27 protein-coding genes are annotated in these 26483 nt (G+C 64.4%); 15 read left to right on the plus strand and 12 right to left on the minus strand.

All coding sequences use genetic code 11. The annotated features are described in order from the left end of the window. Positions 1 to 74: 74 nt before the first annotated feature. Entirely contained in the window at positions 75 to 800 is a 726-nt protein-coding gene (locus ACVIIW_RS11395) for an alpha/beta fold hydrolase (RefSeq protein WP_456700830.1), read from the minus strand. Positions 801 to 926: 126 nt separating this feature from the next. Here ACVIIW_RS11395 and ACVIIW_RS11400 point away from each other — a divergent pair, with 126 nt between their 5' ends. Continuing rightward, positions 927 to 1907: a helix-turn-helix domain-containing protein gene (locus ACVIIW_RS11400; RefSeq protein ID WP_456700831.1), complete on the plus strand. Its 981-nt coding sequence runs from the start codon at positions 927 to 929 to the stop codon at positions 1905 to 1907. 6 nt (positions 1908 to 1913) lie between these two features. Here the strand turns inward: ACVIIW_RS11400 and ACVIIW_RS11405 are convergent, their stop codons facing one another. Further along, positions 1914 to 3059, minus strand: coding sequence for an acyl-CoA dehydrogenase family protein (locus ACVIIW_RS11405; protein ID WP_456700832.1), 1146 nt, complete (start codon positions 3057 to 3059; stop codon positions 1914 to 1916). Between the two features lie 138 nt (positions 3060 to 3197). After that, on the minus strand, positions 3198 to 4142 hold the full coding sequence (locus ACVIIW_RS11410; protein WP_456700833.1) for an SDR family NAD(P)-dependent oxidoreductase: 945 nt from the start codon (positions 4140 to 4142) through the stop codon (positions 3198 to 3200). 72 nt (positions 4143 to 4214) lie between these two features. On the opposite strand from ACVIIW_RS11410, the gene ACVIIW_RS11415 reads away from it, so the two are divergent. Further along, on the plus strand, positions 4215 to 4871 hold the full coding sequence (locus ACVIIW_RS11415; RefSeq protein WP_456700834.1) for a TetR/AcrR family transcriptional regulator: 657 nt from the start codon (positions 4215 to 4217) through the stop codon (positions 4869 to 4871). A gap of 64 nt (positions 4872 to 4935) precedes the next feature. Continuing rightward, positions 4936 to 5613, plus strand: a complete 678-nt coding sequence (locus ACVIIW_RS11420) for an alpha/beta hydrolase family protein (protein ID WP_456700835.1) — start codon at positions 4936 to 4938, stop codon at positions 5611 to 5613. Positions 5614 to 5616: 3 nt separating this feature from the next. Here ACVIIW_RS11420 and ACVIIW_RS11425 read toward each other — a convergent pair whose 3' ends face one another. Continuing rightward, entirely contained in the window at positions 5617 to 6591 is a 975-nt protein-coding gene (locus ACVIIW_RS11425) for a ketopantoate reductase family protein (protein WP_456700836.1), read from the minus strand. Between the two features lie 151 nt (positions 6592 to 6742). Here ACVIIW_RS11425 and ACVIIW_RS11430 point away from each other — a divergent pair, with 151 nt between their 5' ends. Next, the gene (locus tag ACVIIW_RS11430) at positions 6743 to 7546 is read left to right on the plus strand and encodes an enoyl-CoA hydratase-related protein (protein WP_456700837.1); all 804 of its coding nucleotides are present in this window, start codon (positions 6743 to 6745) and stop codon (positions 7544 to 7546) included. 31 nt (positions 7547 to 7577) lie between these two features. On the opposite strand, the gene ACVIIW_RS11435 is transcribed toward ACVIIW_RS11430, so the two are convergent. Further along, on the minus strand, positions 7578 to 8462 hold the full coding sequence (locus ACVIIW_RS11435) for a LysR family transcriptional regulator (RefSeq protein ID WP_456700838.1): 885 nt from the start codon (positions 8460 to 8462) through the stop codon (positions 7578 to 7580). Between the two features lie 110 nt (positions 8463 to 8572). On the opposite strand from ACVIIW_RS11435, the gene ACVIIW_RS11440 reads away from it, so the two are divergent. Genes ACVIIW_RS11440 through ACVIIW_RS11455 form a run of 4 tightly spaced genes read left to right on the plus strand, consistent with a single transcriptional unit; the run spans position 8573 to position 12574 of the window. Beyond that, positions 8573 to 9937: an FAD-dependent oxidoreductase gene (locus ACVIIW_RS11440; RefSeq protein ID WP_456700839.1), complete on the plus strand. Its 1365-nt coding sequence runs from the start codon at positions 8573 to 8575 to the stop codon at positions 9935 to 9937. Positions 9938 to 9970: 33 nt separating this feature from the next. After that, positions 9971 to 10975, plus strand: coding sequence for an ABC transporter substrate-binding protein (locus ACVIIW_RS11445; RefSeq protein WP_456700840.1), 1005 nt, complete (start codon positions 9971 to 9973; stop codon positions 10973 to 10975). An 11-nt stretch (positions 10976 to 10986) separates the two neighbouring features. Beyond that, positions 10987 to 11760 (plus strand): ABC transporter ATP-binding protein, encoded by a 774-nt coding sequence (locus ACVIIW_RS11450; protein WP_456705134.1) that lies wholly within the window; start codon positions 10987 to 10989, stop codon positions 11758 to 11760. Beyond that, positions 11753 to 12574: an ABC transporter permease gene (locus ACVIIW_RS11455; RefSeq protein ID WP_456700841.1), complete on the plus strand. Its 822-nt coding sequence runs from the start codon at positions 11753 to 11755 to the stop codon at positions 12572 to 12574. The genes ACVIIW_RS11450 and ACVIIW_RS11455 overlap by 8 nt, the downstream gene beginning before the upstream one ends. A gap of 124 nt (positions 12575 to 12698) precedes the next feature. Here ACVIIW_RS11455 and gtdA read toward each other — a convergent pair whose 3' ends face one another. Beyond that, positions 12699 to 13739 carry a gentisate 1,2-dioxygenase gene (gene gtdA, locus ACVIIW_RS11460; protein ID WP_456700842.1) on the minus strand — a complete coding sequence of 347 codons (1041 nt, stop codon included), beginning with the start codon at positions 13737 to 13739 and terminating at the stop codon, positions 12699 to 12701. A 169-nt stretch (positions 13740 to 13908) separates the two neighbouring features. On the opposite strand from gtdA, the gene maiA reads away from it, so the two are divergent. Both maiA and ACVIIW_RS11470 read left to right on the plus strand, forming a co-directional pair. Then, entirely contained in the window at positions 13909 to 14541 is a 633-nt protein-coding gene (gene maiA / locus ACVIIW_RS11465; RefSeq protein ID WP_456700843.1) for a maleylacetoacetate isomerase, read from the plus strand. Beyond that, positions 14531 to 15043 carry a MarR family winged helix-turn-helix transcriptional regulator gene (locus ACVIIW_RS11470; protein ID WP_456700844.1) on the plus strand — a complete coding sequence of 171 codons (513 nt, stop codon included), beginning with the start codon at positions 14531 to 14533 and terminating at the stop codon, positions 15041 to 15043. The genes maiA and ACVIIW_RS11470 overlap by 11 nt, the downstream gene beginning before the upstream one ends. A gap of 24 nt (positions 15044 to 15067) precedes the next feature. Here ACVIIW_RS11470 and ACVIIW_RS11475 read toward each other — a convergent pair whose 3' ends face one another. The 3 genes from ACVIIW_RS11475 to ACVIIW_RS11485 form a co-directional block, all read right to left on the minus strand. Continuing rightward, positions 15068 to 16225, minus strand: a complete 1158-nt coding sequence (locus ACVIIW_RS11475) for an FAD-dependent monooxygenase (RefSeq protein WP_456700845.1) — start codon at positions 16223 to 16225, stop codon at positions 15068 to 15070. 194 nt (positions 16226 to 16419) lie between these two features. Beyond that, positions 16420 to 16629, minus strand: coding sequence for a hypothetical protein (locus tag ACVIIW_RS11480; protein ID WP_456700846.1), 210 nt, complete (start codon positions 16627 to 16629; stop codon positions 16420 to 16422). A 90-nt stretch (positions 16630 to 16719) separates the two neighbouring features. Further along, positions 16720 to 17535, minus strand: a complete 816-nt coding sequence (locus tag ACVIIW_RS11485; RefSeq protein WP_456705135.1) for a cysteine rich repeat-containing protein — start codon at positions 17533 to 17535, stop codon at positions 16720 to 16722. Here ACVIIW_RS11485 and ACVIIW_RS11490 point away from each other — a divergent pair. Next, complete coding sequence (locus ACVIIW_RS11490) at positions 17432 to 17716, plus strand: hypothetical protein (RefSeq protein WP_456705360.1); 285 nt, start codon at positions 17432 to 17434, stop codon at positions 17714 to 17716. The two genes, ACVIIW_RS11485 and ACVIIW_RS11490, sit on opposite strands and share 104 nt — an antisense overlap. Positions 17717 to 17724: 8 nt before the next feature. On the opposite strand, the gene ACVIIW_RS11495 is transcribed toward ACVIIW_RS11490, so the two are convergent. After that, on the minus strand, positions 17725 to 18726 hold the full coding sequence (locus tag ACVIIW_RS11495) for an NADP-dependent oxidoreductase (protein ID WP_456700847.1): 1002 nt from the start codon (positions 18724 to 18726) through the stop codon (positions 17725 to 17727). 211 nt (positions 18727 to 18937) lie between these two features. On the opposite strand from ACVIIW_RS11495, the gene ACVIIW_RS11500 reads away from it, so the two are divergent. Continuing rightward, on the plus strand, positions 18938 to 20233 hold the full coding sequence (locus ACVIIW_RS11500; protein WP_456700848.1) for a dicarboxylate/amino acid:cation symporter: 1296 nt from the start codon (positions 18938 to 18940) through the stop codon (positions 20231 to 20233). Between the two features lie 12 nt (positions 20234 to 20245). After that, complete coding sequence (locus ACVIIW_RS11505) at positions 20246 to 21160, plus strand: amino acid ABC transporter substrate-binding protein (RefSeq protein ID WP_456700849.1); 915 nt, start codon at positions 20246 to 20248, stop codon at positions 21158 to 21160. 46 nt (positions 21161 to 21206) lie between these two features. Here the strand turns inward: ACVIIW_RS11505 and ACVIIW_RS11510 are convergent, their stop codons facing one another. Continuing rightward, positions 21207 to 22007, minus strand: coding sequence for an ATP-grasp domain-containing protein (locus tag ACVIIW_RS11510; protein ID WP_456700850.1), 801 nt, complete (start codon positions 22005 to 22007; stop codon positions 21207 to 21209). A 371-nt stretch (positions 22008 to 22378) separates the two neighbouring features. Between ACVIIW_RS11510 and ACVIIW_RS11515 the strand changes: the two genes are divergently transcribed. Both ACVIIW_RS11515 and ACVIIW_RS11520 read left to right on the plus strand, forming a co-directional pair. Beyond that, positions 22379 to 23152: a ferredoxin--NADP reductase gene (locus ACVIIW_RS11515; RefSeq protein WP_456700851.1), complete on the plus strand. Its 774-nt coding sequence runs from the start codon at positions 22379 to 22381 to the stop codon at positions 23150 to 23152. A gap of 205 nt (positions 23153 to 23357) precedes the next feature. Continuing rightward, positions 23358 to 25067 carry an FMN-binding glutamate synthase family protein gene (locus tag ACVIIW_RS11520; RefSeq protein ID WP_456700852.1) on the plus strand — a complete coding sequence of 570 codons (1710 nt, stop codon included), beginning with the start codon at positions 23358 to 23360 and terminating at the stop codon, positions 25065 to 25067. Between the two features lie 113 nt (positions 25068 to 25180). Here ACVIIW_RS11520 and ACVIIW_RS11525 read toward each other — a convergent pair whose 3' ends face one another. After that, entirely contained in the window at positions 25181 to 26479 is a 1299-nt protein-coding gene (locus ACVIIW_RS11525) for a hemolysin family protein (RefSeq protein ID WP_456700853.1), read from the minus strand. Positions 26480 to 26483 lie beyond the last annotated feature (4 nt).

Here is a 26483-nt window from a genome sequence, read left to right on the forward strand (position 1 = left end):
GCGGTTTTCCGCAAAGGTCATGCTCAAACACCAATCTAAAGCGCGATGGGGATTCATCCCAATCTCATCGCGCTTTAGTCGCGTCCCGCCTCCATGATCGCCTTGGCGAGGCGCGCCGGATCGGAGAAGCACAGCTCGTGGCTGCCCCGCACCTGCACGAGGCGGAACAGGCCGAGCTTTTCCGATAGCCGCGGATGCCAACCATGGCTGTGCGGCAGCGCGGTGTCCTCGGTGCAGTTGATGTAGGACTTTGCCAGCGGCATCTCGGCCGGATTGCTCTTCAGCGCGATCTTGTCGCTGAAGGTTGCGAGCGGGTGCGGATTGAGAACGTCATAGGCCTTCTGCGCAAGCTCGAGGTCGGCATCGTTGATGAAAGCCTCGCGCCAGATCGGGAAAGGCAGCACCACCGAGCCATCGCCGCGCTCGGCCGCGATCGCATCGAACAGCCCGACATAGTGCGGCGGCACCATGTCATTGAGGCTCTCGCCGTTGTCGGGCACGAAGGCGTTCCAATAGACCAGGCGGCGGATGCGTTCGGGCGCGAGGTCGGCGACACCGGTGATGACCATGCCGCCATAGGAATGGCCAAGCAGGATGACGTCCCTGAGGTTGTTCTCGGCGAGATAGTCCACGATCGACTGGATCGCTTCCTTCAGCCCGGTCGTCTTGGCGTCCCCTGGGCGGTTGCCTTTGATCGTCGGCGTGTGGACCTGATGGCCATGGGCGCGGATCGGGGCCGCGACCGGCTCGAACTCGGCACCAGTGTGCCAGGCACCATGGACGAGAACGTAGGTCGACATGTTGTGGCTCCTCCCGGGGGTGTGGTTAGATCGTTGTTAAGGCGTATGGCCGTGCGGCCCAATCTGGACCGGCAACAGATTTCGCGCTTGGCTGGAAGTGAACCGGATTGGTCTCGGAGTGAACCGATGCAGAAAGTCGCGCGCGCCGCTCCGTCCCGCCGATCGGCCTGGGATACCGCGGAGATCAGACCGGGTGAGCAATTCGCCTATTATCGTGAGGCGATCTGCCAGGCCTTCATGAAGCTCACGCCGGAGCCGGCGGTCGTCTCGGGCTTTCCGGCCGCCGTCGAGCACATCCGTCTCGGCGATGCCGCGATCAACCGCGTCAGCTTTCCCGAGCATGTGGTGCGCCGCTCCGCGGCCGACATTGCGGCGTCTGATCGCAGCTGCTTCTATCTCAACCTGAAGCTGGCCGGCCGGTGCCGCATCAGGCAGGACGACCGCGAGATCAGCCTGTCATCAGGACAGGTCGGCATCTTCGACAGCGATCGGCAATTCGCGCTCCTGCACGACCGTGGTCCGCAATTGAAGGTGGCCTCGTTCTGGGTGCCGGCGGAGGCCTTGCGCGAGCGCTTGCCGGCCTCGTTCGACGTCACAGCAGCCCGCCTCTCCGACGATCCCTTTGTCGGTCACCTCATCGTCGAAACGGCGCGCACGCTCAGCGATGGTGCGCTGCGCATGACCGAGCACGAGGGCGTGCATCTGTTCCGGGCGCTGATCGAGCTGGTCGCCATCAGCCTGTCGCGGCAGAGCCGGGCGCACACCGCGGAGGCCGAGAGCCTGACCGATGCGACCATGCTGGCGCTGAAGCGCGCGATTCACCGCAGGCTGCGCGAGCCCGGCCTCAGCGTGGCCGATGTCGCCGAAGCCGTCGGCATCAGCGAACGCTATGTGCACAAGCTGCTGGCGCGATCGGGCTCCGGCTTCACCGACTATGTGATCGACCGCCGCCTCGACGGCATCGCCAGGGATCTCGCGGATCCCGCGATGGTGGACAGCGCGATCGGCGCCATTGCGTTCGACTGGGGCTTTTCGGACCTGTCCCATTTCACGCGGCGCTTCAAGCAGCGCTTCGGCTGCCGGCCGCGTGATTGGCGGGCGCGGTAGCGTCGATTAGAGCGATCTCGCGATCAACAGCTTCATGATCTCGTTGGTGCCGCCATAGATCTTCTGGATCCGGGAATCGATGAAGATGCGCGAAATCGGATATTCCTGCATGTAGCCGTAGCCGCCGAACAGCTGCAGGCATTCGTCGGCGGTCTGCACCTGCTTCTCCGAGCACCAGTATTTCGCCATCGACGCGGTGACGGTGTCGAGGTCGCCGGCGACCAGGCGCTCGATGCACCAGTCGACGAAGACGCGGGCGATCATCGCTTCGGTCTTGCGTTCGGCGAGCGTGAAGGCAGTGTTCTGGAAATCCATCAGCGGTTTGCCGAACGCCTTCCGCTCCTTGGTGTACTCGGTGGTGAGCCTGACCGCGCGCTCCATCGAGGCCACGGCCCCGACCGCGAGCGCGAGGCGCTCCTGCGGCAGCTGCTGCATCAGCTGGACAAAGCCCTGGCCCTCCTCCTTGCCGAGCAGGTTTTCCGGCGGCACGGTCACGTCGTCGAAGAACAGCTCTGACGTGTCGGAGGCGTGCAGGCCGATCTTGTCGAGGTTGCGCCCGCGCTTGTAACCCTCGGCGCCGTTGGTCTCGACCACGATCAGCGAAATGCCCTTGGCGCCGGCATCACCGGTGCGCGCGACCACAATGACGAGATCGGCAGCCTGGCCGTTGGTGATGAACGTCTTCTGGCCGTTGATGACGTAGGAATTGCCCTGCTTCTTGGCGGTGGTCTTCACCGCCTGCAGGTCCGAACCGGTGCCGGGCTCGGTCATGGCGACCGCGCCGACCATCTCGCCGGAGGCCATCTTCGGCAGCCAGCGCTTCTTCTGCTCCTCCGAGCCGTAATTGAGGATGTAATGCGCGACGATGGCGCTGTGCACGGAGACGCCGGTCGTCAGTTCCGGCACCGTGCTTTCGAGGTCATCAAGCACGGCGGCGTCGTAGGCGAAGGTCGCGCCCAGTCCGCCATATTCCTCCGGCACGCTCGCCAGCAGCGCACCCATCTCACCGAGTCCGCGCCAGGCGAAGCGGTCGACCATCTTCTGCTCGCGCCATTTTTCGGCATGCGGCGCCAGATCCTTGGCGAGATATTTCCGGAACTGGTCGCGGAAGACGTCGAGCTCTTCGGTCATCCAGGAGGAGCGATAGGACATGGTCACCTCGGTCGATCTTCTCGTCAACGGCGCGCATATCACGCGTGCCACAACGGCCAAGGCGGGCGCAAGCCCGCCCGTCGTGGTACGCCAAGCCCGGGTGCCGATAATTGCGTTTTCCGGCTGCTGGCCCCGCCGTTATCCGGCCTGCGCGGTCTTGCCGCCGTCGATGACGAATTGGCCGCCAGTCGTGTAGGGATGATCGTCCGAGGCGAGCACGAGCGCGAAGGCCGCGATCTCCTCCGCCGTTGCAACGCGTTGCAGACCCGGAACATGCGACTTGGCCCATTGCGCGATGGCCACGTGCCAGGCTGCGTCCGGCAGGCTCTCCATGCCGGCGAGACGGCGGATGAAGGGCGTATCGGTCGTGCCCGGGATCAGCGTGTTGATGCGGATGCCGTGTTGGGCATATTCCAGCGCTGCAGCCTGGACCAAGCCGACGAGGCCGCGCTTGGCCGCAGAATAGGCGGAGCGGTTGGGCGAGGTGGCGATGGCGTTGGACGACGAGGTGACGACGATCGATCCGCCTTTCTGCAACATATGCGGGATCTGGTACTTCATCGACAGGAACACGCCGCGCAAGTCGGTGCCGATGACGTCGTCGAACTCCGTTGCGCTCAATTGATGCAGGGGCTTTTCGATGGAGATGCCGGCATTGTTGAAGGCGACGTCGAGGCCGCCGTACAGGCCGATGGTCTCGTCGACCAGCGCCCTGACGTCGGCCTCGTCGCGGACGTCGGCGCGCATGAACGTCGCCTGGCCGCCTGCGGCTCTCGCCTCTGCTTCCACCTGCTGGCCGCGTTCGAGATTGCGTCCGCAGAAAACGACGCGCCCGCCCTCGGCGGCGAACATCAGCGTGGCGGCGCGGCCGATGCCGGAAGTGCCGCCGGTCACGACGATGACCTTATCCGTGAAGCGTTGCCGGCCGCTCGGCTTTTGCCGCGGCAGCGCGGCGCCCTGGCCGAGCGCCACACCGCCGGCGAGACCGCCGATCGCGCTCGCCAGCATGCCGAGTGCGGCGCCGGCGACCAGATGGCGCCGTTTCACCGGAGAGGTTGCGGTGCTATGCTCCGTTTCGGTCATTGCGAATCCTCCGGTTCTCGATCTTAACGGTGTTAAGATCATTAGGCCTCAATCTAAACAGTGTCAAGTTACATGAAGAAAGCCATCGCGCGCGGCAATCTGAAGGGCAAGGCCCCAGGCAAGTCGGATACCGGCTACCATCACGGCGAACTCCAGGAGGCGCTGATCGCCGCGAGCGAAGCGATCCTGGCCGAGCACGGCGCCGACGGATTCACGCTGCGCGAAGCAGCGCGGCGGGCGGGCGTGTCGCCGGCCGCCCCGTCGCACCATTTCGGCAATGCGCAAGGGCTGCTCACCGAGGTCGCGATCCGCGGCTATGAGGCGCTGGCCGCCGCGCTGCTTCAGGCCGCGTCCGGCAAGCGGAACGCGCGCGACAGGCTGCATGCGCAGGGACTTGCCTATGTCGAATTCGCGCTGACCCATCCGGGACGCTTCCAGATGATGTTCGCCAACAAGCGTCTCGTTGCGGACGACGAGCGGCTCAGAGCCGCAATCAAGGCTGCAGGCCGCGAATTCGAGCGCGTCGTCGCGGAGCTCGCCGGCGGTACGCCGAAGCAGACCGGGACCGCCGCGGCGGCCGCCTGGTCGACCGTTCATGGTTTCGCCAAGCTCGCGCTCGAAGGAAAGTTCGGCGCTGGCAATGACGAGGCCGGCCGACGCGAAATCATGCGCATGCTGGTTCAGGTGCTGAACTATCTGTGGCCACGGGATGCGCGGAATACCGCCTGAACACTTGCGTTTCCGCGCGGCTCGATGAATCTAGGCGGGCCAGCAGCAATCGGAACGCCGGGAAATGACCGTCAGCACGCGCGAGCTCAGGCTCGACATTGAACGCATCGGTGCAGTCTCCGCGATTCTGATGGTGCCGGCCGATGCGCGCGCCTGCTGCATCCTGGCGCATGGCGCCGGCGCGGGGATGCGGCATCCATCCATGGACAAGATTGCTGAGGGGCTTGCGAAGCGCGGGATCGCGACGTTCCGCTTCAACTTTCCCTACATGGAAAACAAGCAGGGCCGTCCCGACCAGCCTGTTGTCGCGCACGCCACCATCCGCGCGGCAGTGGAGGAGGCGACGCGACTTTGCCCGGGTGTGAAGCTCGTCGCGGGCGGCAAGTCGTTCGGTGGACGGATGACGTCGCAGGCGCAGGCCAAGGCCGCGCTGCCCGGCGTAAAGGGCCTCGCCTTCCTCGGCTTTCCCCTGCATGCCGACAAGAAGCCATCGACCGAGCGCGCCGAGCACCTTCAAGGCGTCGCCGTTCCCATGTTGTTTCTCCAGGGAACGCGCGACGGGCTGGCCGACCTCGGCCTGCTGAGGCCCGTCGTCGCGGCACTCGGAGCGACGGCGACGCTGCATGAGATCGAAGGCGGCGATCATTCCTTCGCGGTGCTGAAGAAGTCCGGCCGCACCAACGACGAGGCGCTCGCAGAAGCGCTCGATAGGCTCGCGGCATGGATCGATGAACTCGGCTGAGGTTCAGGCGGAGTAAAGCCCCTTGTCCCGCGCCTTCCGAATCGCGAGCGCGGCAATCAGGTCGAGCGTGGGAGTAGACAGGCCGGCAGTTCGCGCGAAAGCGGCCGGCGCCTTGACCAGCACGTCGATCTCCATGGCGCGGCCGAGCTCGTAATCCTGCAGCAGCGATGGCTTGTGGTTGGGCGCGGGACCACTGCGTGTCACGCGCTTGACTTCGGGGATGAAGTGCTGCGCGATGTCGTTGGCCTCATTCAACATCCGCGGGATGAGCTCGGAGAAGGCGGGATCGTCGCGCACGCCGCGCGCGGTCTGGCCTGTCAGCAGGCACAGCACCGACAGCGACATGTTGGTCAGCAGCTTTGACCAGATTGCCTCGCGGATCTCGGCCACCGGCGGCGATTCCAGGCGCGCGTCGTTGAAGACGCCGCGCAGTTTCGTGATGCGCTCGCAATTGCGGTCGTCGCATTCGCCGATCAGGAGGCGATTGCGATCCGGCGTCAGGTTCTGCACCACGCCGGGCGCGACGATCTCGTTGGAGGAGAAGATCACGCCGCCGATGATTCGCTCTTTCGGGATGCAAGCACGCAGGCGCCCTCCTGGATCGAGGAACGAAATATCCGGCGGCGTCGGATGTCGCGGCGGCAGGCCGATCCCATACCACCAGGGAATGCCATTTTGCGCGAACACGATCGCGGTCTCGTCGTGCAGCAGCGGCTTGATGCTGGAGACCAGCCCGGTCAGCGCGGTCGCTTTCAGCGTCGAGACCACGACGTCCTGCTGGCCGAGCTGGGCCGGATCGCCAGAGGCGTTCACCTTGACGCCGACCTCGGAATCGCCGACGCGCAGCTTGATACCATTGGCGCGGACTGCCTCCAGATGCGCGCCCCGCATCACGCAACTGACTTCATGGCCGGCGCGCGCCAGCCGGACCGCGAGATGGCTGCCGACGGCGCCCGCGCCGAAAATGCAGATGCGCATGTGGTGTCTGGTCCCTGATCCCTAGGTGTCGCCTGGCGGCAGCATGACACAAGCCGCCATGCGATAGGCGCGGCCGCCCACGCTGGAAAGATATGGATCAAGACGCACTGCCTCGTCCATTATGCGCCGTCAGAATGACCGGAGATCGCCGATGACTGCCAGCCCCGTCCTGTGGAGCCTTGATGAGCGTGGGGTCGCGACCGTCACGTTGAATCGCCCGGAGGTCAACAACGCCTATGACGGCGCGCTGATCGCGGGCGTGCTCGCGGCCATGGACGAGCTGGCCAAGAAGCCGAACTTGCGCGTCGTCGTGCTCAGGGGCAACGGCAAGCACTTCCAGGCCGGCGCCGACTTGAAATGGATCAACGGCGTGCGGCCGCAATCGCCTGAGGCCAACCAGTCGGCGTCGCGGGCGACGTTCGAAGCCGTGCAGCGGCTCAACACCTTGCCGATCCCGACGCTGGCGCTGGTGCAGGGCGGCTGCTTCGGTGGCGGCACCGGCGTGATTGCGGCCTGCGATGTGGTGATTGCGGCCGACAACGCGCTGTTCTCCATCACCGAGGTGCGCTGGGGCCTCACCGCCGCGATCATCATCCCCCAGCTCTGCGATGCCATCAGTGTACGGCAAGTCCGCCGTTACGCGCTGACAGGTGAACGCTTCGGCGCCGACGACGCCCGCCGCATCGGCCTGGTCCATGAGGTGGTGCCGCTCGCCGATCTCGACGCCGCAGGCAGCAAGGTGGTCGAGCAGCTGCTCGCCAACGGCCCCGAGGCGATGGCCGAGACCAAGCGGCTGGCACTGGAGAGCTCGTTCGGTGGAATGGCGGTGGATGATGCGACCTACGCCCGGCTCGTCCAGCTGCATTCGCTCAAGCGCCAGAGCGCGGAAGCAGCGGAGGGGCTGGCGTCCTTTGCCGAGAAGCGCGCGGCGAAGTGGGGCGGCGGGAAGGGCTGAGTCTCAGCAGCTCGGCTAACAGCGCCGCAATTCACAGCGACGGCGCGAGTGACGCCTTCAGCAAGGTCAGCAGCGCCTGCACCGCGGCCGCATTGCGCCGGCGTTCGGGGATAGCCGCCTTCACCCACAATTCCGGGATCGGAAAGTCGCGGAGCACCGGTTTCAGCGTGCCGTCGCGCAACGAGTCCGCAACGAGATAGTGCGAAATCAGCGTGATGCCGTTGCCGGCGATCGCGCTGCGCACCAGCACATGTCCCTCGTTGGAGGAGAGCAGGGGGCTGACCTGGATGCTGATGCGGCCGCGCGGCCCGTCAAAGACCCATTCGGGGCCCGTCGGCATGAAGCTGAGGCAGCGATGCTGGACGAGATCGCGCGGATGCTTTGGCGTGCCGTGCTGCCTCAGATAAGCCGGCGAGGCGCAGAGCAGGCGCTTCAACGGAACCAGCGGCTCGTCGACCACGCCGCCGAAGGAATGCGGGAAGGCGCCGATCGCGATGTCGAAACCCTCGGTGACGGGATCGACCGGACGGTCGATCAGCACGATCTCGAGCTTCAGCCGTGGATTTTGCGTCTGGAATGCGCTGAAGGCGTCCGCAAGCCGCGCCACCGTCAGCGAGGTCGGCGCCTTGATGCGGAGGTGATCGACGAGATCGTGGCCCTTCTCGCCCATGCGTGAGAGCAGGTCGGTGGCGTCAGTGACGACGCCGCGGGCGCGATGCACGTAGCGCTGTCCGGCCTCGGTCAGCCGCAATTGCCGGGTCGAGCGATGGAACAGCGGCGTACCGATCCGCGCCTCCAGCTGCGTGACGCGCTTGGCCACGACCGAGGTCGAGACATCGAGTTTTCGCGCGGCGGCGGAGAATCCGGCTGCGTCGGCGGTGGCGAGGAAGGCCTGGAGGTTCACGAGGATGTCCATGTCGACTTTTCTCGATTCGCGAAAGCTGATCGCATATTTTGGCGGATTGTAGCCTGCCGCGCGTTAATTCATAGTCGCCTCCAAGCAAAGGATTTTGGGAAGGACGCGCCATGCGGGCCACGACGATCAACGAACCGGCACGGCAAGTGCCGCTCTACGGCGAATACGAGGTCGTCGTGCTCGGCGGCGGCCCGGCCGGTATCGTCGCTGCCGCCTCGGCCGCGCGCGCCGGGCGCAAGACGCTGCTGATCGAGCGCTACGGCTTCCTCGGCGGCATGGGCACCGCGGCCGGCGTCACCAATTTCTGCGGCCTGCACGGCAATGTCCATGGCGAAGCCGTCAGGCTGGTGCAGGGCATGGCGTCCGATCTGCTGGCCCGGATCGATCATCTCGACGGCCTGAACGCGCCGCATCTGATCCTCGGCAAGGTCTTCGCCCAGGCCTATGACACTGCGGCGTACAAGATCGCAGCCGACGAGCTGCTCGCCAGCCACAAGGTGCACATCCTCTTCCACGCCCTCGGCGCCGGCGTCGTGATGGGCGATAACAGCCGCATCGACGCGCTGATGGTCGAGACCAAGGCCGGCCGCCAGGCGGTGCGGTCGGAGATATTCATCGATTGCTCCGGCGACGGCGATCTCGCCGTCTGGGCCGGTGCGCCGTTCGAGATCGGCGACGAGCACGGTCATCCAATGTACCCGTCGATGATGTTGCGCCTCAACGGCATCGACCCTGCAAGGGCGGGCGATGCCTGGCGGACGATCCCGCAATTGATGGAACAAGCCACGGCCGCCGGCACCCACAAATTCCCGCGCAAGAGCGCGATCGTGCGGCCGCAAAAATCCGGCATCGAGTGGCGGGTGAATTTCACGCAAGTCGCGCGAGAGGACGGCCATGCCATCAACGGCGTCGAGCCTGACGATCTCACCCGCGGCGAGATCGAAGGCCGCAAGCAGGCGCTCGCCGCCTTCGAGTTCCTGCGCACGGTGCCGGGCTTCGAAAAGTCCTATATCGTCGATTTGCCGCCGCAGCTCGGCATCCGCGAGACCCGGCGCATCAAGGGCGGCTACCAGCTCAGCGGCAGGGATGTGCTCGGCTGTGCCTCCTTCGAAGACTCGATCGGCGTCAATGGCTGGCCGATCGAAGCCCATGTCGCCGGTGATGTCATCTTCACCTTCCCGCCGATCCCGGAATCGCGCGGCTATAACGAGCTGCCGTACCGGATGCTGGTGCCCGAGGGCGTCGACAACCTCCTGGTCGCGGGCCGCTGTGCCTCGATGACCCATGAGGGTCAATCTGCGGCGCGCGTCTCCGGTGCCTGTTTCGCGATGGGGGAAGCCGCGGGTTCCGCAGCCGCGCTCGCGCTCTCCGGAAACCGGATTCCACGCGAAATCCCCATTGAAAAATTGCAGGAAAGGTTGAAACAACAGGGCGCCTTCATCGGGCGGGATCAGCCCGTGCCGAAAGGCCTGTAATGAACTGCAAGAAGAACCATTGGAGGAAGCGGGATGATCGGGATTGCGCGGGTCGCGGCACTTAGCCTTTTGGCTATGATGGCGATGGGCACGGCCCAGGCCGAGGACGCACTGAAGGCCAAGATCGGCGTGCTCCGCCTGTCATCCTCCGCGCCCGTCTTCATTGCGCAGGACAAGGGCTATTTCCGCGAGGCCGGCCTCGATGTCGACCTTAAATTCTTCGACGCGGCGCAGCCGATCGCGGTCGCCACCACCTCGGGCGATGTCGATTTCGGCGTCACCGCCTTCACGGCCGGGCTCTACAATCTCGCCGGCAAGGGCGTGCTGAAGGTGATCGGCGGCATGAGCCGCGAGACATCAGGCTATCCCCTGATCGGCTATTTCGCCAGCAACAACGCCTATGCCGCCGGACTGAAAACGCCGAAGGACCTCGCCGGCAAGCGCATCGCGGTCACGCAGGTCGGGTCATCCTTCCATTATTCGCTCGGCCTGCTCGCGGACAAATACGGTTTCAAGCTTTCCGACGTGAAGATCGTGCCGTTGCAGTCGTTGTCCAACGCAGCCGCGGCGCTGAAGGGAGAGACCGTCGATGCGGCGCTGCTCCCGATCTCCACCGCGCGAAAGCTGATGGACGAGGGCGGTGCGAAGTTTTTGGGCTGGGTCGGCGACGAGACTCCCTGGCAGCTCGGCGCGGTCTTCGCTTCGCCGAAGACGCTGACCAACAAGGCGCTGGTGACGAAATTCCTTGGCGTCCTCGCGAAAGCCGACCGCGAATATCACGATGTGATCCTCGCTTCGATGAAGGACGGCGTTGCGCCGATCAACGACCGGACAAAACCGCTGCTGGAGATCATCGCGAAATACACCAACCTGCCGGTCGAGCAGGTGGTCGGGAACTGCGCCTATATCGATCCCGACGGCAAGCTCGACGTCAAGAACGTCGACAACCAGATCAAATGGCTCCAGGAGCAGGGTTTCGTCGACAAGGGCTTTGACGCCGATGCGATCATCGCCAAGGATTACGTGAAGGCGGATTGAAAGAGCAGCTCGTGGACCTGATCGCCAACCGGATCTCCCATCATTTCGGCGATCTCGCCGTGCTCGACGACATCTCCTTCACGGTGGGCGCCGGCGAGGTGGTGGCGATCGTGGGTCCATCCGGCTGCGGCAAGAGCACGCTGCTGTCGATCCTCGGCGGGTTGCTGCAGCCGACCTCGGGCGCGCCCGAGTTGCGTGGGGCGCCGCCGGCGGACAGTCTCAATCCGTTGACCTTCGTGTTCCAGGATTTTGCGCTGCTGCCCTGGGCGACGGTGGAGGAGAACGTCGAATTCCCGTTGCTGCACACCCAGCTTTCGGCCATGCAGCGCCGCGCGCTGGTCGAAGACGCCCTGCGCCGCACCGGTCTGACCGATTTCCGCAAGACCTATCCAAAGCAGCTTTCCGGCGGCATGCGTCAGCGCGTCGGCATTTCGCGTGCGCTGGCGGTGAAGCCGGCGATTCTGTTGATGGACGAGCCGCTCTCGGCGTTGGATTCGCAGACGCGCGAGCTCTTGATGGAAGATTTCGTCCGGCTGCTCGCCGACGGCGGCATGGGCGCGGCCTATGTCACGCACAATCTCGAAGAGGCCGCGCGGCTGGCCGATCGCATCGTGGTGCTGTCCCGGCGGCCGGGTCGCATTCGCGAGGTCGTGACGGTACCGATGACGCGCGCTGAGCGCGGCGAGACTGCCGCGCGGGAGAAGCTGCTGGCGCTGCAGAACCAGATCTGGTCGCTGATCCGCAACGAGGCGATCGATGCCGAGCGCGAGGTCCAGCATGCTTGATCGCGCGACTGATACATCGGCCAAGGACGACACGACGCGGCGCGTCCGCTTTCGCGGCGCGGGCTTCGTGCCGGCGTCCAGCCGTTTTGGTGGTTGGATCGCGCTCGCACTGGTCATCGCGATCTGGCAGGCTGCCGGCAGCGCCGGTATCGTCAATCCCTTGTTCCTGCCGGCACCCTCGGCGATCGTGCGCGCGATTTACGAGCTCGCGATGTCCGGTGCGCTCTGGCAGCATCTCTCGGCCTCGCTGCTGCGCATCGGCGTCGGCTGGCTGCTCGGCACCGCGGCCGGCGTCGTCGTCGGCTTTGCCATCGGCCTGTCCAGGCTCGCGCGTAGCGTCGGCATCACCTTCATCTCGGCGCTGTTCCCGATCCCGAAGATCGCACTGCTGCCGCTTCTGATCCTCTGGCTCGGCATCGGCGAAGAGCCGAAGATCGCGACCATAGCGCTCGGGGTGTTCTTCTCGACCGCGATCTCGGTCTATAGCGGCGTCGACGCCGTGCCGCGCAACCTGATCCGCATGGCGCAGAGTTTCAACGTCCCCTTCGCGACCATCGTCCGCAAGGTGGTCTGGCCCGGCGCGCTGCCGGCGATCCTCGCCGGCTTCCGCATCACGGCTTCTGTTGCGCTGCTGCTTGTCGTCAGTGCCGAGATGATCGGCGCGCAATACGGCATCGGCGCCTTCGTGCTCCAGGCCGGCAATCTGATGCAGACCGATCAGCTGCTCGCAGGCGTTGTGATCCTGTCGGTGTTCGGACTGGTGGTGGGGAAGGTGATCGGCTGGCTCGAGACGCGGTTGTTGCACTGGCGGTAGCCAAACTCACCGCTGCCGTAGGGTGGGGTAGCGAAGCGTAACCCACCACGTCCTTCGACGCGGAGGGACCGTGGTGGATTACGCCTTCGGCTCATCCACCCAACGAGCCCACGCCACGGGCCCCTCACGCGTTGCCGCGATCCTCGCGAAACAGATCCAGCTTCTGCTGCACCGGCCGATCCGAGAAGCTGAACAGCACGGCGTCGTCATCCGCCTCGTGCGTCACCCAGTGCCAGCTCGGCACCACGAACAGATCGCGAGGCCCCCATTCGAAAACGGCGTCACCAATGCGGCTGCGGCCACGGCCCTCGATCGGGCAGAATACGGTCGCATCGGTCGCGCGATAGCGCGCGGTCTTGAATGCCTTCGGCAGCAGCTGGATGAACGTGCCGATGGTGGGCATCGCGAAATCGCCGGTCTCGGGGTTGCTGAATTTGAGCTTCAGCCCGTGGCAGGCGTCCCACTCCTGGCTCGTCCTGGCTTTCTCCAGCGCCTCGCGGGTGTAGGCGTAGGGGTAGCTGAAGATCGGCGAGGTCTTCGATGACCGCTTCACGTCGACCGGGAGCAGATTATGGCCATAGCGGGCAAAGCTGGCGCCGGCGGGCTTTGTGATTTTCTGCTGGTCCTCTTTCGAGCCCTCCGCGAAGGAGCAGTCGAAGAACTGCACCAGGGGAATGTCGAGTCCGTCGAGCCAGAACATCGGCTCATCGGTTTCGTTGGAGTGATCGTGCCAGGTCATCGACGGCGTGATGATGAAGTCGCCTTGCTCCATCGCAGTGCGCTCGCCGTCTACGGCGGTGTGGGCCCCCCTGCCTTCGAGCACGAAGCGCAGTGCCGACTGGCTGTGGCGATGGGCGGGGGCGACGTCGCCCGGCACCACCATCTGCACGCCCGCATAGAGCGAAGTCGTGATCTTGGACTGACCGCGCAAGCCGGGATTCTCGAGCACCAGCACGCGCCGCTCGGCTTCTTTCGCCGTGATCAGCTTGCCGGCCTCGGTCATGTAGTCGCGGATGATGTCGAATTTCCACAGATGCGGCCGGCAGGCGCTCTTCGGCTCCGGTGTGATCAGGTCGCTCATCACTGTCCAGAGCGCGGTGAGATTCTCGCCGTCGATCTTCTTGTAGAACGCCTCGCGTTCCGGCGTCCTGGTCGCGGCTTCCATATGAGCCTCCCGTTCGTTTTGTTGATTGACAGTATACTGACGATCTGGGTAGCGTCAATGCATGGGAACGTCATTCCGGGGCGCCCGAAGGGCGAACCCGGAATCTCGACAGTCCGGGTTCGATGCTGACGCATCGCGCCGGAACGACAAAGCAACAGGGAGGGTTCCGATGAAGCTGCACGGCTATTTCCGCTCCAGTGCCGCCTATCGCGTCCGGATCGCGCTCAATCTCAAGGGTCTCGGCGCCGAGCACCTGCCGCATCATCTACGCAAGGGCGAGCAATGCGCGCCTGCCTATCTCGCCATCAACCCGCAAGGCCTGGTGCCGGCGCTGGAGAACGATGCCGGCGCGGTGCTGACCCAATCGGTCGCGATCATCGAATGGCTCGATGAGACCCACCCCAATCCGCCGCTGTTGCCGAAGGATTCGCTGCAACGCGCCAAGGTGCGGGCCTTCGCATTGGCGATCGCCTGTGACACCCATCCCGTGCAAAATCTGAAAGTGCTGGCGCGGCTGCGCGAGCTCGGCCTCGCCGAGGAGAAGGTTCAGGACTGGGCTGCCTGGGTCAATCGCGAGGGCCTGTCGGCCTGCGAGACATTGATCAAGGACGGGCCGGGCCCGTTCTGCTTCGGCGACGCGCCGACGCTCGCCGATCTCTGTCTGGTGCCGCAGCTAGCCAATGCGCGCCGCTTCGGCGTCGACGTCTCGACCTATCCGCGCCTGCTGAAGGCGGAAGCCGCGGCCAAGGCGCTGCCGGCCTTCGCCAATGCCGCGCCGGAGAAGCAGCCCGATGCCGAGTAAGGCGCTTCCTTCGATCACAATAGACGCGATCTATGCCGCGCCCGGTTATCTGTTCCGGCGCATGCAGCAGATCGCGGTCTCGATCTTCATGGAGGAGTGCAAGGCGTTCGACCTCACGCCGGTGCAATATGCGGCGTTGGTTGCGATCCACACCCATCCCGGCATCGATGCGACACGACTGTCTGCCGTGATCGCCTTCGACCGCTCCACCCTCGGCAGCGTGATCGAGCGGCTCCAGGCCAAGGATTTTGTCGAGCGTAAGCCGGCCGCGGAGGACAAGCGGATCAAGCTGCTCTATCTGACCAGGCAAGGAACCGCGACCCTGCGCGAGATCATCCCCGCCGTCGACCGCGCCCAGGCGAGGATGCTGGACCCACTCAAGCCCGCCGAGCGCAAGGCGCTGATGCGGTTGATGTCGCGGCTCGTCGATCTCAACAACGAGGCCTCGCGCGTGCCGCTGCGGGCCGAGGATGCGCTGGAGCATTTGGGCAAGGCGGGGTGAGGTCGCCGGATGACCGGCTCTGGCTCATGCCGAGGCCTCACCGAGCGCTTCTCCGCCGCCGTTCTTGCCGGCCTCGTAGCGGGCCATGAAGGCCGGCGACATCGCACGCAGCCGGGAATCATCGATGCGGCCGGAGCGGGTGATGTAGCTATAGGCGAAGTCGAGCAGGTCGAGCTGCATGTGCTGGGCGAAGTGCTCGTACCAGAACGCGCTGGTGCGCGCGGCATTGACGAGCTTCTGCACCACCGGCTTGCGGGCCGCTTGATAGCGATGCAGCGCAGTCGACAGATGGGCATCCGATTCCAGCGCCTTGACCAGCGCGATCGCGTCCTCGATCGCGAGCCGCGTCCCCGAACCGATCGAGAAATGCGCCGAGTGCAGCGCGTCCCCGATCAGCACGATGTTCTTGAACGACCAGTGCTCGTTCCAGACCCAGGGGAAATTACGCCACACCGATTTATTCGAGACCAGACAATGGCCGCCGAGCGTGTCGGCAAACACCTCCTCGCAGACGCCCTTGGACTGCTCGACGTCCTTGTAGGCGAAGCCATAGGCCTGCCACGTAGCATGGTCGCACTCGACCAGGAACGTGCTCATCGTCGGCGAATAGCGGTAGTGATGGGCGTTGAAGGCGCCGCGATCGGTCTTCACGAAGGTCTGGGACAGCGTGTCGAAGCGCTTCGAGGTGCCGTACCAGACGAACTTGTTGGACGAATAGGACAGCGAGGTGCCGAAATCGCCTTCATAGGCGCGGCGCACCAGCGAGTTCAACCCGTCGGCGGCGACGATCAGGTCGTGGCCGTTGAGCTGGTCGATCGCCTGGATCTGGGTGTCGAAGCGGGGGGTCACGCCGGCATCGAGCGCACGCTGCTGCAGGAACTGCAGGAGCTCGAGCCGTCCGATCGAGGAGAAACCGACACCGTCAATGACGACGCTGTCGCCGCCGTGGTTCAGCGTGATGTTTTCCCAGCTCTCCATATGCGGCGCGATCGCATCAACGGTCTCGGGGTCGTCGGCGCGCAGGAACTCCAAAGCCTGATCGGAAAACACCACGCCAAAGCCCCAGGTCGCGTCGGCCGGGTTCTGTTCGAACAGGTCGACTTGATCCTCGGGGTGACGCTTCTTCCAGAGATAGGCAAAGTAGAGCCCGCCGGGGCCCCCGCCAATCACGCCGATCCGCAAAGTCATCCTCCTGAATTGACAGTATACTTACTATCTCAGGGCAGACTCATCTCATCAGCTGCGGTCGCCTACGCCGGCGGAACCATCCGCAGGCGTAGCGCACCGCAACACCACTGCGGGCACCCGTCATGCGCATGCCCGAAATCGTCAGTTACGAATCATAGCCAAACCATGTCGGCTTGACCACCCGTGCCTCAGACGCAGCGCTTCACGTAGACGCCGTTCACCAGCACTCTGGTACAGCGGACCGCAGGATGGCGGACCACGACCGCACCTCGCGCTCCGGCGCAACCGGCGCGGTAGACGCCGCGGGCGCACACCACCGCGTTGGCGTCGGATGGTTCGAACGTCATGGTTGCCACCAAGGCGAGCAGCGCGGAACCGATAAGCGGGACTGAACGCATGTCTTCCTCCCGGTCTTGTCGTCACTGAAATCGCTGATCGGCAGAAGATTGATCATCGCGGGCGCAGGAAAATTCAACAGCACGCGGCGCCTATCGCGCCGCGAATGGTGCAAGCACGTCCTTGCAGGCGGGCGACAGCGATGCCGCATTGCCGGCGATACACTGCACCACGCGTCCATCACCGGGCTGGACACCCGCGCAGAGCGAGCGGATGTCTGCGCCGCAGGCAGAGCGGATGACGAACAACTCCTCGCGCGGCCGCAGCGGGCGCAGAACTATCGCAGCTGGTGCGGCCGCCGGTGCTGCTCCGGCCGCCGGTGCTGCAGCACCAGTCGCCGGTGCTGCTGTTGTCGCTGCGGCACTGCCGCCGGCCACAGCGGCCACTGCCTTCTCGCAAGCCGGCGATACCTTGGCCTTGTTCCTCTCGAGACATTCCAGCGCGGGGGCGCCGCCCGGCGGGACGCTGGCGCAAACCCTGGGGTAATCCGCGCGGCACGCGCTCTTGACCGCGGCAATTTGCGCGCTGCCTGGCTTCTTGGCTGCGGCAGCCTTCGGAGCGGCTTCTGCCGCCGGCCTCGCCGCGGGTTCGGCGGCGGGGGCCGCCTCAGTTTCTGCCGGTTCGGATTTGGCCGGTTCAGATTTGGCCGGTTCGGACTTCGCCGGCGCAGCTTCGGTCTTCGGCGCAGCCGCCGGCTCAACCGCACGAACCGCGGTCTGGCAGCCCGCTGACAGGCTCGACATGTGGCTTTGGAGGCATTGATACGCTTCCACGCCGCCAGGCGTTACGCTCGAGCAATGCGCGATGAAATCCGAGCGGCATGCGGAGCGGATGGCACTCTTCTGTGCCTCGGTCGGCGCTTGCGCGAATGCGCTTGTTGCAGATGCGAAGAGTGCTGCGGCGAACAACGCGCGACGCGTTGATGCATGTTTCAAGACGTTGAACATTTGGATCAATTCCTGCCCTGCCGGCAACGCCGACGCTCAATTAAAGCTGATGCAAACAATCATCGCGGGCGATGCCGCGCGTATATCTTGGCCGCATTGGCCGCCACCGCGAGCAAATATTATCAGTTTAATTGCGACGTAACTACGTCGTCACAGCTTCACCATCCGCTTGCCGCGGTTTTCGCCGGCGAGCAATCCGATCAGCGCCTGCGGCGTGTTCTGCAAGCCGTCGATGACGTCTTCCTGTACCTTCAGCCTGCCTGATTTGACCCAGGCCTGGAGGTCGGCGAGCGCACGCCCGCTCTCCGTCATGTAGTCCATCACGATGAAGCCCTGCATCACGAGCCGCTTCACCACGATCAGGCCGGGCACGCCGCGCGGGCCGTGCGCGGAAGGCGCGCCGTCATACTGCGAGATCGCACCGCAGCAGGCGATGCGGCCGTAATTGTTCATCTGTGGAATGCAGGCTTCGAGAATGTCGCCGCCGACGTTGTCGAAATAGACGTCGATGCCCTTTGGCGCGGCCGCGCGCAGTGCCTTGAACACCGCGCCGTCCTTGTAGTCGACCGCCGCATCGAATCCGAGCTCGGATGTCAGCCAGTGGCACTTGTCCGCTCCGCCGGCGATGCCGATGACGCGGCATCCCTTGATCCTGGCAATCTGTCCGACGATCGAGCCGACCGAGCCCGCGGCGGCCGAGACCACGACGGTCTCGCCTTCCCTGGGCTTGCCGATCTCGAGCAGGCCGAAATAGGCGGTGAGGCCGGCGATGCCGAACACGCTCAGCAGATGCGTCATCGGCTCGAGCTTCGGCATTTTCGTCAAATGCTTTGCCGCGACTGCGGCAAATTCCTGCCAGCCGGTGTCGCCGAACACGATGTCGCCGGCCGCAAGCCCCTCGGCCTTCGAGCTCACGACCTCGGCAATGGCACCGCCGGCCATCACGCTGTTGGCTTCGACGGCCGAGCGATAGGTTGCGCCGTGCATCCAGGCGCGGTTGGCGGCATCGAGCGAGATGTAGCGCACGCGCAGCAAGGCCTCGCCATCCTTCGGCTCGGGCCTCGCGCCCTCGACCATCTTGAAGTGCTCGAGACCGAGCTTGCCGCTGGGCTTCTCCACCAGAAGAATTTGGCGATTGACGCTTCCCGTCATGGCGTTCCCCCTTTTGATTGTTTGACGATTATTGATGCACTTGCCGCAAACAAAACATGCAGGCCGCATCCGTTGTGCGCTGCATGAAAGCTAGATCGGCGCGCTCGGTTTCGCAACCGGAACATCGACCTCGATCGGCCGCACGCAAAGCGTGTTGCGTCGCTGTCATATCTGCGACATCATGAAGCGGCCGGAGCAGTGGGGATTGTCAATGTCGAACAGGTTTACGCAATACATTTTGGCGGCGATGGTGCTCGGCATCATCATGGGCTCGGCGATCTACAATTTCATGCCGGAGACGCGCGGCGACTGGGCCGCCTCCATCAACCTGATCGCCGTGATCTTCCTGCGCCTGATCAAGATGATCATCGCGCCGCTGGTGTTTGCGACCTTGGTCGGCGGCATCGCCCATATGGGTTCGGGCGCGAAGCTCGGGCGTATTTTCGCCAAGACCATGGGCTGGTTCGTCAGCGCGTCCTTTGTCTCGCTGATGCTCGGCCTCATCATGGTCAACCTGCTTCAGCCCGGCGCGAATTTTCCCGGTACGCTGCCGGACAAGGCGCAATCGACCGGCCTGCCGGTGTCCGCCTTCTCGATCGAAAAATTCCTGACCCATCTGATCCCGACCTCGATCGCGGACGCGATGGCGCAGAACGAGATCCTCCAGATCGTGATCTTCGCCGTGTTCTTCTCGGTGGCGATGGGCGCGCTGCCGGAGCGCTCCAAGCAGATCCTGTCCCTGATCGACGATCTCGGCCACATCATGCTGAAGGTGACGAGCTATGTGATGATGTTCGCGCCGTTCGCGGTGTGGGCTGCGATCACGGCGACCGTCGCCAAGAACGGTCTGCTGGTGCTCTGGAAGCTCATCGTATTCATGGGCGGCTTCTATCTTTCGCTCTTCCTGCTCTGGGGTATCCTGGTGATCGTCGGCTTCATCGTGATCGGGCCGCGCTACAGCCATCTCCTGAGACTGATCCGTGAGCCGCTGATGATCGCGTTCTCCACGGCGAGCTCGGAAGCGGCCTACCCGAAGACGCTCGAAGGCCTCAACCGCTTCGGCGCCTCGTCGCGGATCTCGAGCTTCGTGCTGCCGCTCGGCTATTCCTTCAACCTCGACGGCACGATGATGTACTGCACTTTCGCCAGTATCTTCATTGCGCAGAGCTACCACATCGACATGCCGCTCGGTACACAGCTCGCGATGCTGGCGACCCTGATGATCACGTCGAAGGGCGTTGCCGGCGTGCCGCGTGCCTCCCTCGTCGTGATCGCCTCGACGCTGTCGCAGTTCAACATTCCCGAAGCGGGCCTGTTGATGATCATGGGCATCGACACCTTCCTCGACATGGGTCGCAGCGCCACCAATGTGATCGGCAACACGCTGGCAACCTCGGTGGTTGCGAAGTGGGAAGGCGAGCTCGGGCCCGAGCACGCGATGGGACCAGGCGATGCCGTACCCGGCGACATGGTGCCGGGCGAAGTGCCTGCGATGGCCGGCCACTGACGGGAGTGCGTCATGCGCCCTTTGACGGCGATTTCGAGCGGCCTGTTGCTGGCGGCCTGCCTGCTGACGGCAGCCTCCGCCCAGACCGGCAGCGAAGGGCTTAGCCCGACGCTGCTTGCCATCAAGAATGCGCATACCGTGCGGCTCGGCTATCGCGAAAGCTCGCCGCCGTTCTCCTTCCTCGACCAGGCGGGCCGGCCGATCGGCTATAGCCTCGAATTGTGCGAGGCCATCGTCGAGGAGATCGGGGTCGAGGTCGACGACCCCGATCTGAAGATCGAGTACGTCAAGGTCACCTCGGATGATCGCATCGATGCGGTGCTCCAGAACAAGATCGATCTGGAATGCGGGTCGACCACCGCCAATTCCGAGCGCGGCAGGCGCGTCGCCTTCTCGCCGCTGATGTTCGTGGCCGGCACCAAGCTGATGGTGCCGAAGGCCTCCAGCGTCCAACAGCTGACCGATCTGAAGGGCAAGACCATCGTGGTGACCAAGGGCACCACCAACGAGCAGGCGATCCGGGCGGCCGAGAAGAAGTCCGCGCTGGGGCTGAACATCGTCGTCGGCGCCGATCACGAGCAGTCATATCAGATGCTCGCCGACGGCAAGGCCGATGCGTTCGCGACCGACGACATCCTGCTCTCGGGCCTGATCGTGCGCCACAAGTCGCAGGACAAGTTCCGCGTCACCGGCGACTATTTGTCCTACGACCCCTACGGCATCATGTTCCGCAAGGGCGAGCCGCAGCTCGCCGCCGTGGTCGAGCGCACATTCCGCAAGCTCGGATCCAACCACGATCTCGTGCCGCTCTACAACAAATGGTTCATCGCGCGCATGCCCACCGGCGAGAAAATGAACGTGCCGATCTCGCTGCAGCTCGAGGAAGCGTTCAAGGCGATGGACGATTCCGCGAGCGCGAATAATTAGCCACAGTCTTCCTTGCCCTCCAGGGGAGGGTAAGGCTCCGCGGTCGCTAGCTTCCCCCAAACACCCGATCCAGCGCCGCATCATACGTCGCCTGCACAAGCTCTGGATGCAGCTTGCCCAGCGCCTCCATCATCACGCCGGAATTGATTTCCAGCACGCGCCAGGAGCCGTCCACACGCACGACGTCGATTGACGCAAAGGTGATGCCGATGGAGCGCGCGGCATCGATCGCGAGCTTCACGCACGCGGTTCGAACCTCGCCATCCTCCAGCAACACCGGCTTTGCGCCGGCATCGAGATTGTGCCGCCAATCCGCACCACGGTGCTTGCTGTACACCACGAGGGGCACATCACCGAGCAGGATCACACGGATCTCTTCCGCGATCGCGAGGTAGGGCGAGATCACGAGGCCGACGCTCATCGAAAAAACCTCGCTCGCAGCGTGGTCGAGTTCGGCCTCCGTCGTGACCTTGAACACTGAGCGCCCCGATGTTCCTTCATTCGGCTTCACGACCACGCCCTGTGGGTGGGCGCGGAGCAGCTCAAGCATTGCATTTCGCCAGTCAGGCCCGACAACATCCTTGCCCAGCTTCGGGTTGAGGAAGAGATGATGCGGAATTGAGGACACGCCCTCAAGCCACAGCGCCTCTGCCGTCGCCGATTTGTCGTTGGCGAGGCGGTGTGCAATCGCGCTGTTGAGGCCGATGTCATAGCCGAAGGCGAAGCGGCGGATCTCGCCGCGACGCATCGCGATCAGCCAGCCGCCGGCGCGGACATCGACGTCGATGCCGTGGCGCGCACCATAGGCCTTGATGGCCTGGACGAAGATCCGCTCGCTGGTTGCCATGTCGTCGTCGTCCCAGGCGCCAAAAGCCGCGGAAATGCGGGAAATGGCGCCAAGCCGGGTGAAAATCAGAGCTATTCTTAATGAAATTCTCGCGAGCGCGAGGGAAATTAAGTGCTGCAATTGCACCCGCAAGGGAAAAGAAATTGCCCTCTGCGGGCCCCCGACAGCAGATCCGTTAATGCTGTGACCAATTCCGCCGCAAATGCATGATGGCGCGGCATCAATTGCACCCGGAACGAGGTTGATTATTGGTCTCGATGGCGTAGATCAAACACGCGAAATCCTCCGCCATGGCAATGGTGTCCGCCCCGTTCTCGGGGCCGGGCAACGCTTTTGCCCTAAAACCGCAGTCATTCGGAATATCGAAAATCATGAGCGCGTTTTACCGAGAGAAAGTTGTTTCCGTCCAGCACTGGACCGACACGTTGTTCAGCTTCCGCGCGACGCGTGACACCGGCTTCCGCTTCCAGAACGGCCAGTTCGCGATGATCGGTCTCGAGGTCGACGGCCGTCCGCTGTTGCGCGCCTACAGCATGGCCAGTGCCAATCACGAGGAAGAGCTCGAGTTCTTCTCGATCAAGGTGCAGGACGGTCCGCTGACCTCGCGCCTGCAGAAGATCAAGGAAGGCGACACCATCCTGGTCGGCCGCAAGGCGACCGGCACGCTGATCACCGACAATCTCATCCCCGGCAAGCGTCTGATGCTGCTCTCGACGGGCACGGGCCTTGCGCCGTTCGCCAGCCTGATCAAGGACCCCGAGGTCTATGATCAGTTCGAGAGCATCGTGCTGGTGCACGGCTGCCGCCAGGTCTCCGAGCTCGCTTATGGCGAGAAGCTCGTGGCGAGTTTGCGCGAGGACGAGCTGTTCGGCGAGCTGCTCGCGGACAAGCTGATCTACTATCCGACCGTGACCCGCGAGCCGTTCCGCAACCGCGGCCGCATCACCGACCTCATCAGCTCCGAGCAGATCTTCAACGACATTGGGCAGGGCCCGCTCGACATCGAGACCGACCGCATCATGATGTGCGGCAGCCCGGCGATGCTGGAAGAGCTGAAGGTGATGTTCGAAGGTCGCGACTTCGTCGAAGGAAGCGGCAACAAGCCTGGCCATTTCGTGATCGAGAAGGCGTTCGTCGAGCGCTAAGCCACGCCTGGTCCTCTCCGCGTCGTCCTGGCTTTCGCCGGGACGACCGCGTAGCCCTCCCCATCCCGGTCCTGCTGCACTGCAAAAGGCCCGCCCATCGGGCTGATTGATTTGTCCCGGCCGAATTCGCTAGCCTGAAACAAGCGCTGCGTCATATCCGTATGACAGGGGTAGGCGTATCGTATCGCCTCATGCTGGCGAGAGGATGGCAATCGTGGCCGACAACAACACGCAGGAAGCGTCCAACTCCCCCTCACCCAAGCGCCTGCCGCTGGCGCAAGAGGGGATCATGGAAACCCTGCTGCTTCCATTCTCGCCTCGCTTCATCATCCTGACGATCTGCGCGGTGGTCACCGCGCTGTTGATCGGGATCGCCATCGCGGACCGCCGGATCTTCGACATCCTGCTGGTCCCGATCGCGATCTTCGGCGCCCTGACGCTGCTCGGCGTCCGCGACCTCATGCAGAAGGGCCATGCGGTTCTGCGCAACTATCCGATCTCGGCGCACATCCGCTTCCTGCTGGAAGAAATCCGGCCGGAGATGCGGCAGTATTTTTTCGAGAGCGAAAAAGACGGCATGCCGTTCTCGCGCGACATTCGCGCGGTGGTCTATCAGCGCGCCAAGATGCAGCTCGACAAGCGTCCGTTCGGGACGCAGGAGGACGTCTATCGCCAGGGGTACGAGTGGATGCATCACTCGGTGTCGCCGAAGGCGCATGCCGAGGAGAAGTTTCGCGTCACGATCGGCGGGCCGGATTGCGCAAAGCCCTATTCGGCATCGGTCTTCAACATCTCGGCGATGAGCTTCGGCGCGCTCAGCCCGAATGCGGTGCGAGCGCTGAATGCCGGCGCGAAGAAGGGCGGCTTCGCCCACGACACCGGCGAGGGCGGCTTCAGCCCCTATCACGCCGAGATGGGGGGCGACATCATCTGGGAGATCGGCTCCGGCTATTTCGGCTGCCGTCATCGCGACGGCACCTTCGATCCGGATGCATTCGCGCGCGTCGCGAGCCAGGACCAGATCAAGATGGTGGAGCTCAAGATCAGCCAGGGCGCCAAGCCCGGCCATGGCGGCGTGCTGCCGGCGGCGAAGGTCTCGGAAGAAATCTCCAAGATCCGCGGCGTAGCGATGGGCGAGGATTGCATCTCGCCGGCCTCGCATCGTGCCTTCTCCACGCCATCGGGCATGATGGAGTTCATCGCCGAGATGCGGAGGCTCTCCGGGGGCAAGCCGGCGGGCTTCAAGCTCTGCATCGGCCATCCCTGGGAGTTTCTGGCGATCTGCAAGGCGATGCTTCAGACCGGGATCTATCCCGACTTCATCGTCGTCGACGGCAATGAAGGCGGCACCGGAGCGGCGCCGCTGGAATTCATGGACCATCTGGGCATGCCGATGCGCGAGGGCGTCAATTTCGTCCACAACGCGCTTGTCGGCATCAATGCGCGCGACCGCATCAAGATCGGCGCGTCAGGCAAGATCGCGACCGCCTTCGACATGGCGCGCGCCATGGCGATCGGCGCCGACTATTGCAATTCGGCGCGCGGCTTCATGTTCTCGCTCGGCTGTATCCAGTCGCTGAGCTGCCACACCGACCGTTGTCCGACCGGGGTCGCGACCCAGGATCCGACGCGGGCGCGCGCGCTCTACGTACCGCTGAAGATCGACCGCGTGCACAATTATCACCACGCCACGCTGCATTCGCTGACCGAGCTGATCGCCGCGGCCGGCCTGGAGCATCCGCAGCAATTGCGCCCGATCCATTTCACCCAGCGCACCTCGACGACAGACGTGCGGTCCTTCGCCCAGCTTTATCCGGCGCTCCGCCCGGGCGAACTGCTCGAAGGCACCGAAGACCCGCGGTTCCGCGACGCCTGGCGGATGGCGCAGGCGTCGTCGTTTCAGCCGGCGCTCTGAGGGAGGATAGTCCACCGCATGAAACCGCCCGATCCCGACGTCAACCAGACGCGAGCCGGCTGCACCTTAAAAGCGGATCGGCGTGAAGTTCGGGTGAGGCGGCGCGAGCTCGCTTACCCCGTCTCCAGCTCATTCACCCGGCTCGCCAAAATCTTGTCGATCCTCCTGCCGTCGAGATCGACCACCTCGATTTGCCAGCCGGCGAACTCGAATGCGTCGCCGACGTCGGGCAGCACGGTGAACTGCTGCAGCACGAGGCCAGCCACCGTGTTGTAACGGTGATGGGGCGGCAGCTCGACGCCGAGCAGGTCGCCGAACTCGTCGACTGGCATCCAGCCGGAGACGAGCAGCGAGCCGTCCGCGCGCCTGACATAGGCGGGCTCCGGCGGCCCTTCCTCGGAGTGGAAGGCGCCGACGATCGACTCCAGAATATCCGCTGCCGTCACCACGCCTTCGAACGCGCCGTACTCGTCATGGACGAGGCCGATATGCACGGGCGCCGCCTTCAGGATCGCGAGCACGTCGCGCGCATCCGCCGACGCCGGGATGATCGGGGTCTCGCGCACGAGCGCTCGCAGATCGGGCGCACGCTCGCGCATGTAGGCAATCAGCAGATCTTTGGCCTGGAGCACGCCGATCGGCTTGTCGCGATCGCCGTCGCAAACGGGGAAGCGCGAATGCGGACTCTTGGCGATCATCGTCTGGATCGCTGCCCGATCGTCGTTCAGGTCGATCTCGTCGACCTCCGTGCGCGGCGTCATCACCGCGCCCACCGGGCGGTCGCCAAGCCGCATCACGCCGGCGATCATCTCCTTCTCGCCGGGCTCGAGCACGCCCGCGCTCTCGGCCTCGCTGACGAGATGATGGATCTCGTCCTCCGACACCTTCTCCTCGGCCTTGCCGGCGCGGCCGAGCAGCTTCAGGATCAGCTTGCCGGAGACGTCGAGCAGGAACACCAGCGGCAGCGAGACCCGCGCCAGCACGTGCATCGCCGGCGCGACCTTGACCGCGATGCTTTCGGGGTCGCGGAGCGCGACCTGCTTCGGCACCAGTTCGCCGACGATCAGGGTCGCATAGGTGATGATGGTGACGACGATGCCGACGCCGACGATATCGGCAATGCCCGGGGACAGGCCGAGCTCGAGCAGCCATTGTGTCAGCCGCTGTCCGAGCGTCGCGCCGGAGAAGGCGCCGGAGAGCACGCCGACCAGCGTGATGCCGATCTGCACGGTCGAAAGGAACTTTCCGGGGTCCGCAGCCAATGTCAGTGCGCGCTCGGCACCGCGCACGCCCTTGGCCGCGAGCAGCGACAACCGCGCCGGGCGCGATGAGACCACGGCCAGCTCCGACATGGAGAGCAGGCCGTTGATGACGATCAGGACGACGACGATGATGAGTTCGACAGACAACATTGCG

The sequence above is a fragment of the Bradyrhizobium sp. USDA 4449 genome (assembly GCF_054056275.1).

Excerpts from the sequence above, each read along its gene's own strand:
- ACVIIW_RS11395 (WP_456700830.1), bottom strand. The coding sequence starts at position 800 with ATGTCGACCTACGTTCTCGTCCATGGTGCCTGGCACACTGGTGCCGAG.
- ACVIIW_RS11400 (WP_456700831.1), top strand. The coding sequence starts at position 927 with ATGCAGAAAGTCGCGCGCGCCGCTCCGTCCCGCCGATCGGCCTGGGAT.
- ACVIIW_RS11405 (WP_456700832.1), bottom strand. The coding sequence starts at position 3,059 with ATGTCCTATCGCTCCTCCTGGATGACCGAAGAGCTCGACGTCTTCCGC.
- ACVIIW_RS11410 (WP_456700833.1), bottom strand. The coding sequence starts at position 4,142 with ATGACCGAAACGGAGCATAGCACCGCAACCTCTCCGGTGAAACGGCGC.
- ACVIIW_RS11415 (WP_456700834.1), top strand. The coding sequence starts at position 4,215 with ATGAAGAAAGCCATCGCGCGCGGCAATCTGAAGGGCAAGGCCCCAGGC.
- ACVIIW_RS11420 (WP_456700835.1), top strand. The coding sequence starts at position 4,936 with ATGACCGTCAGCACGCGCGAGCTCAGGCTCGACATTGAACGCATCGGT.
- ACVIIW_RS11425 (WP_456700836.1), bottom strand. The coding sequence starts at position 6,591 with ATGCGCATCTGCATTTTCGGCGCGGGCGCCGTCGGCAGCCATCTCGCG.
- ACVIIW_RS11430 (WP_456700837.1), top strand. The coding sequence starts at position 6,743 with ATGACTGCCAGCCCCGTCCTGTGGAGCCTTGATGAGCGTGGGGTCGCG.
- ACVIIW_RS11435 (WP_456700838.1), bottom strand. The coding sequence starts at position 8,462 with ATGGACATCCTCGTGAACCTCCAGGCCTTCCTCGCCACCGCCGACGCA.
- ACVIIW_RS11440 (WP_456700839.1), top strand. The coding sequence starts at position 8,573 with ATGCGGGCCACGACGATCAACGAACCGGCACGGCAAGTGCCGCTCTAC.
- ACVIIW_RS11445 (WP_456700840.1), top strand. The coding sequence starts at position 9,971 with ATGATCGGGATTGCGCGGGTCGCGGCACTTAGCCTTTTGGCTATGATG.
- ACVIIW_RS11455 (WP_456700841.1), top strand. The coding sequence starts at position 11,753 with ATGCTTGATCGCGCGACTGATACATCGGCCAAGGACGACACGACGCGG.
- gtdA (WP_456700842.1), bottom strand. The coding sequence starts at position 13,739 with ATGGAAGCCGCGACCAGGACGCCGGAACGCGAGGCGTTCTACAAGAAG.
- maiA (WP_456700843.1), top strand. The coding sequence starts at position 13,909 with ATGAAGCTGCACGGCTATTTCCGCTCCAGTGCCGCCTATCGCGTCCGG.
- ACVIIW_RS11470 (WP_456700844.1), top strand. The coding sequence starts at position 14,531 with ATGCCGAGTAAGGCGCTTCCTTCGATCACAATAGACGCGATCTATGCC.
- ACVIIW_RS11480 (WP_456700846.1), bottom strand. The coding sequence starts at position 16,629 with ATGCGTTCAGTCCCGCTTATCGGTTCCGCGCTGCTCGCCTTGGTGGCA.
- ACVIIW_RS11490 (WP_456705360.1), top strand. The coding sequence starts at position 17,432 with ATGAAATCCGAGCGGCATGCGGAGCGGATGGCACTCTTCTGTGCCTCG.
- ACVIIW_RS11495 (WP_456700847.1), bottom strand. The coding sequence starts at position 18,726 with ATGACGGGAAGCGTCAATCGCCAAATTCTTCTGGTGGAGAAGCCCAGC.
- ACVIIW_RS11500 (WP_456700848.1), top strand. The coding sequence starts at position 18,938 with ATGTCGAACAGGTTTACGCAATACATTTTGGCGGCGATGGTGCTCGGC.
- ACVIIW_RS11505 (WP_456700849.1), top strand. The coding sequence starts at position 20,246 with ATGCGCCCTTTGACGGCGATTTCGAGCGGCCTGTTGCTGGCGGCCTGC.
- ACVIIW_RS11510 (WP_456700850.1), bottom strand. The coding sequence starts at position 22,007 with ATGGCAACCAGCGAGCGGATCTTCGTCCAGGCCATCAAGGCCTATGGT.
- ACVIIW_RS11515 (WP_456700851.1), top strand. The coding sequence starts at position 22,379 with ATGAGCGCGTTTTACCGAGAGAAAGTTGTTTCCGTCCAGCACTGGACC.
- ACVIIW_RS11520 (WP_456700852.1), top strand. The coding sequence starts at position 23,358 with ATGGCAATCGTGGCCGACAACAACACGCAGGAAGCGTCCAACTCCCCC.
- ACVIIW_RS11525 (WP_456700853.1), bottom strand. The coding sequence starts at position 26,479 with ATGTTGTCTGTCGAACTCATCATCGTCGTCGTCCTGATCGTCATCAAC.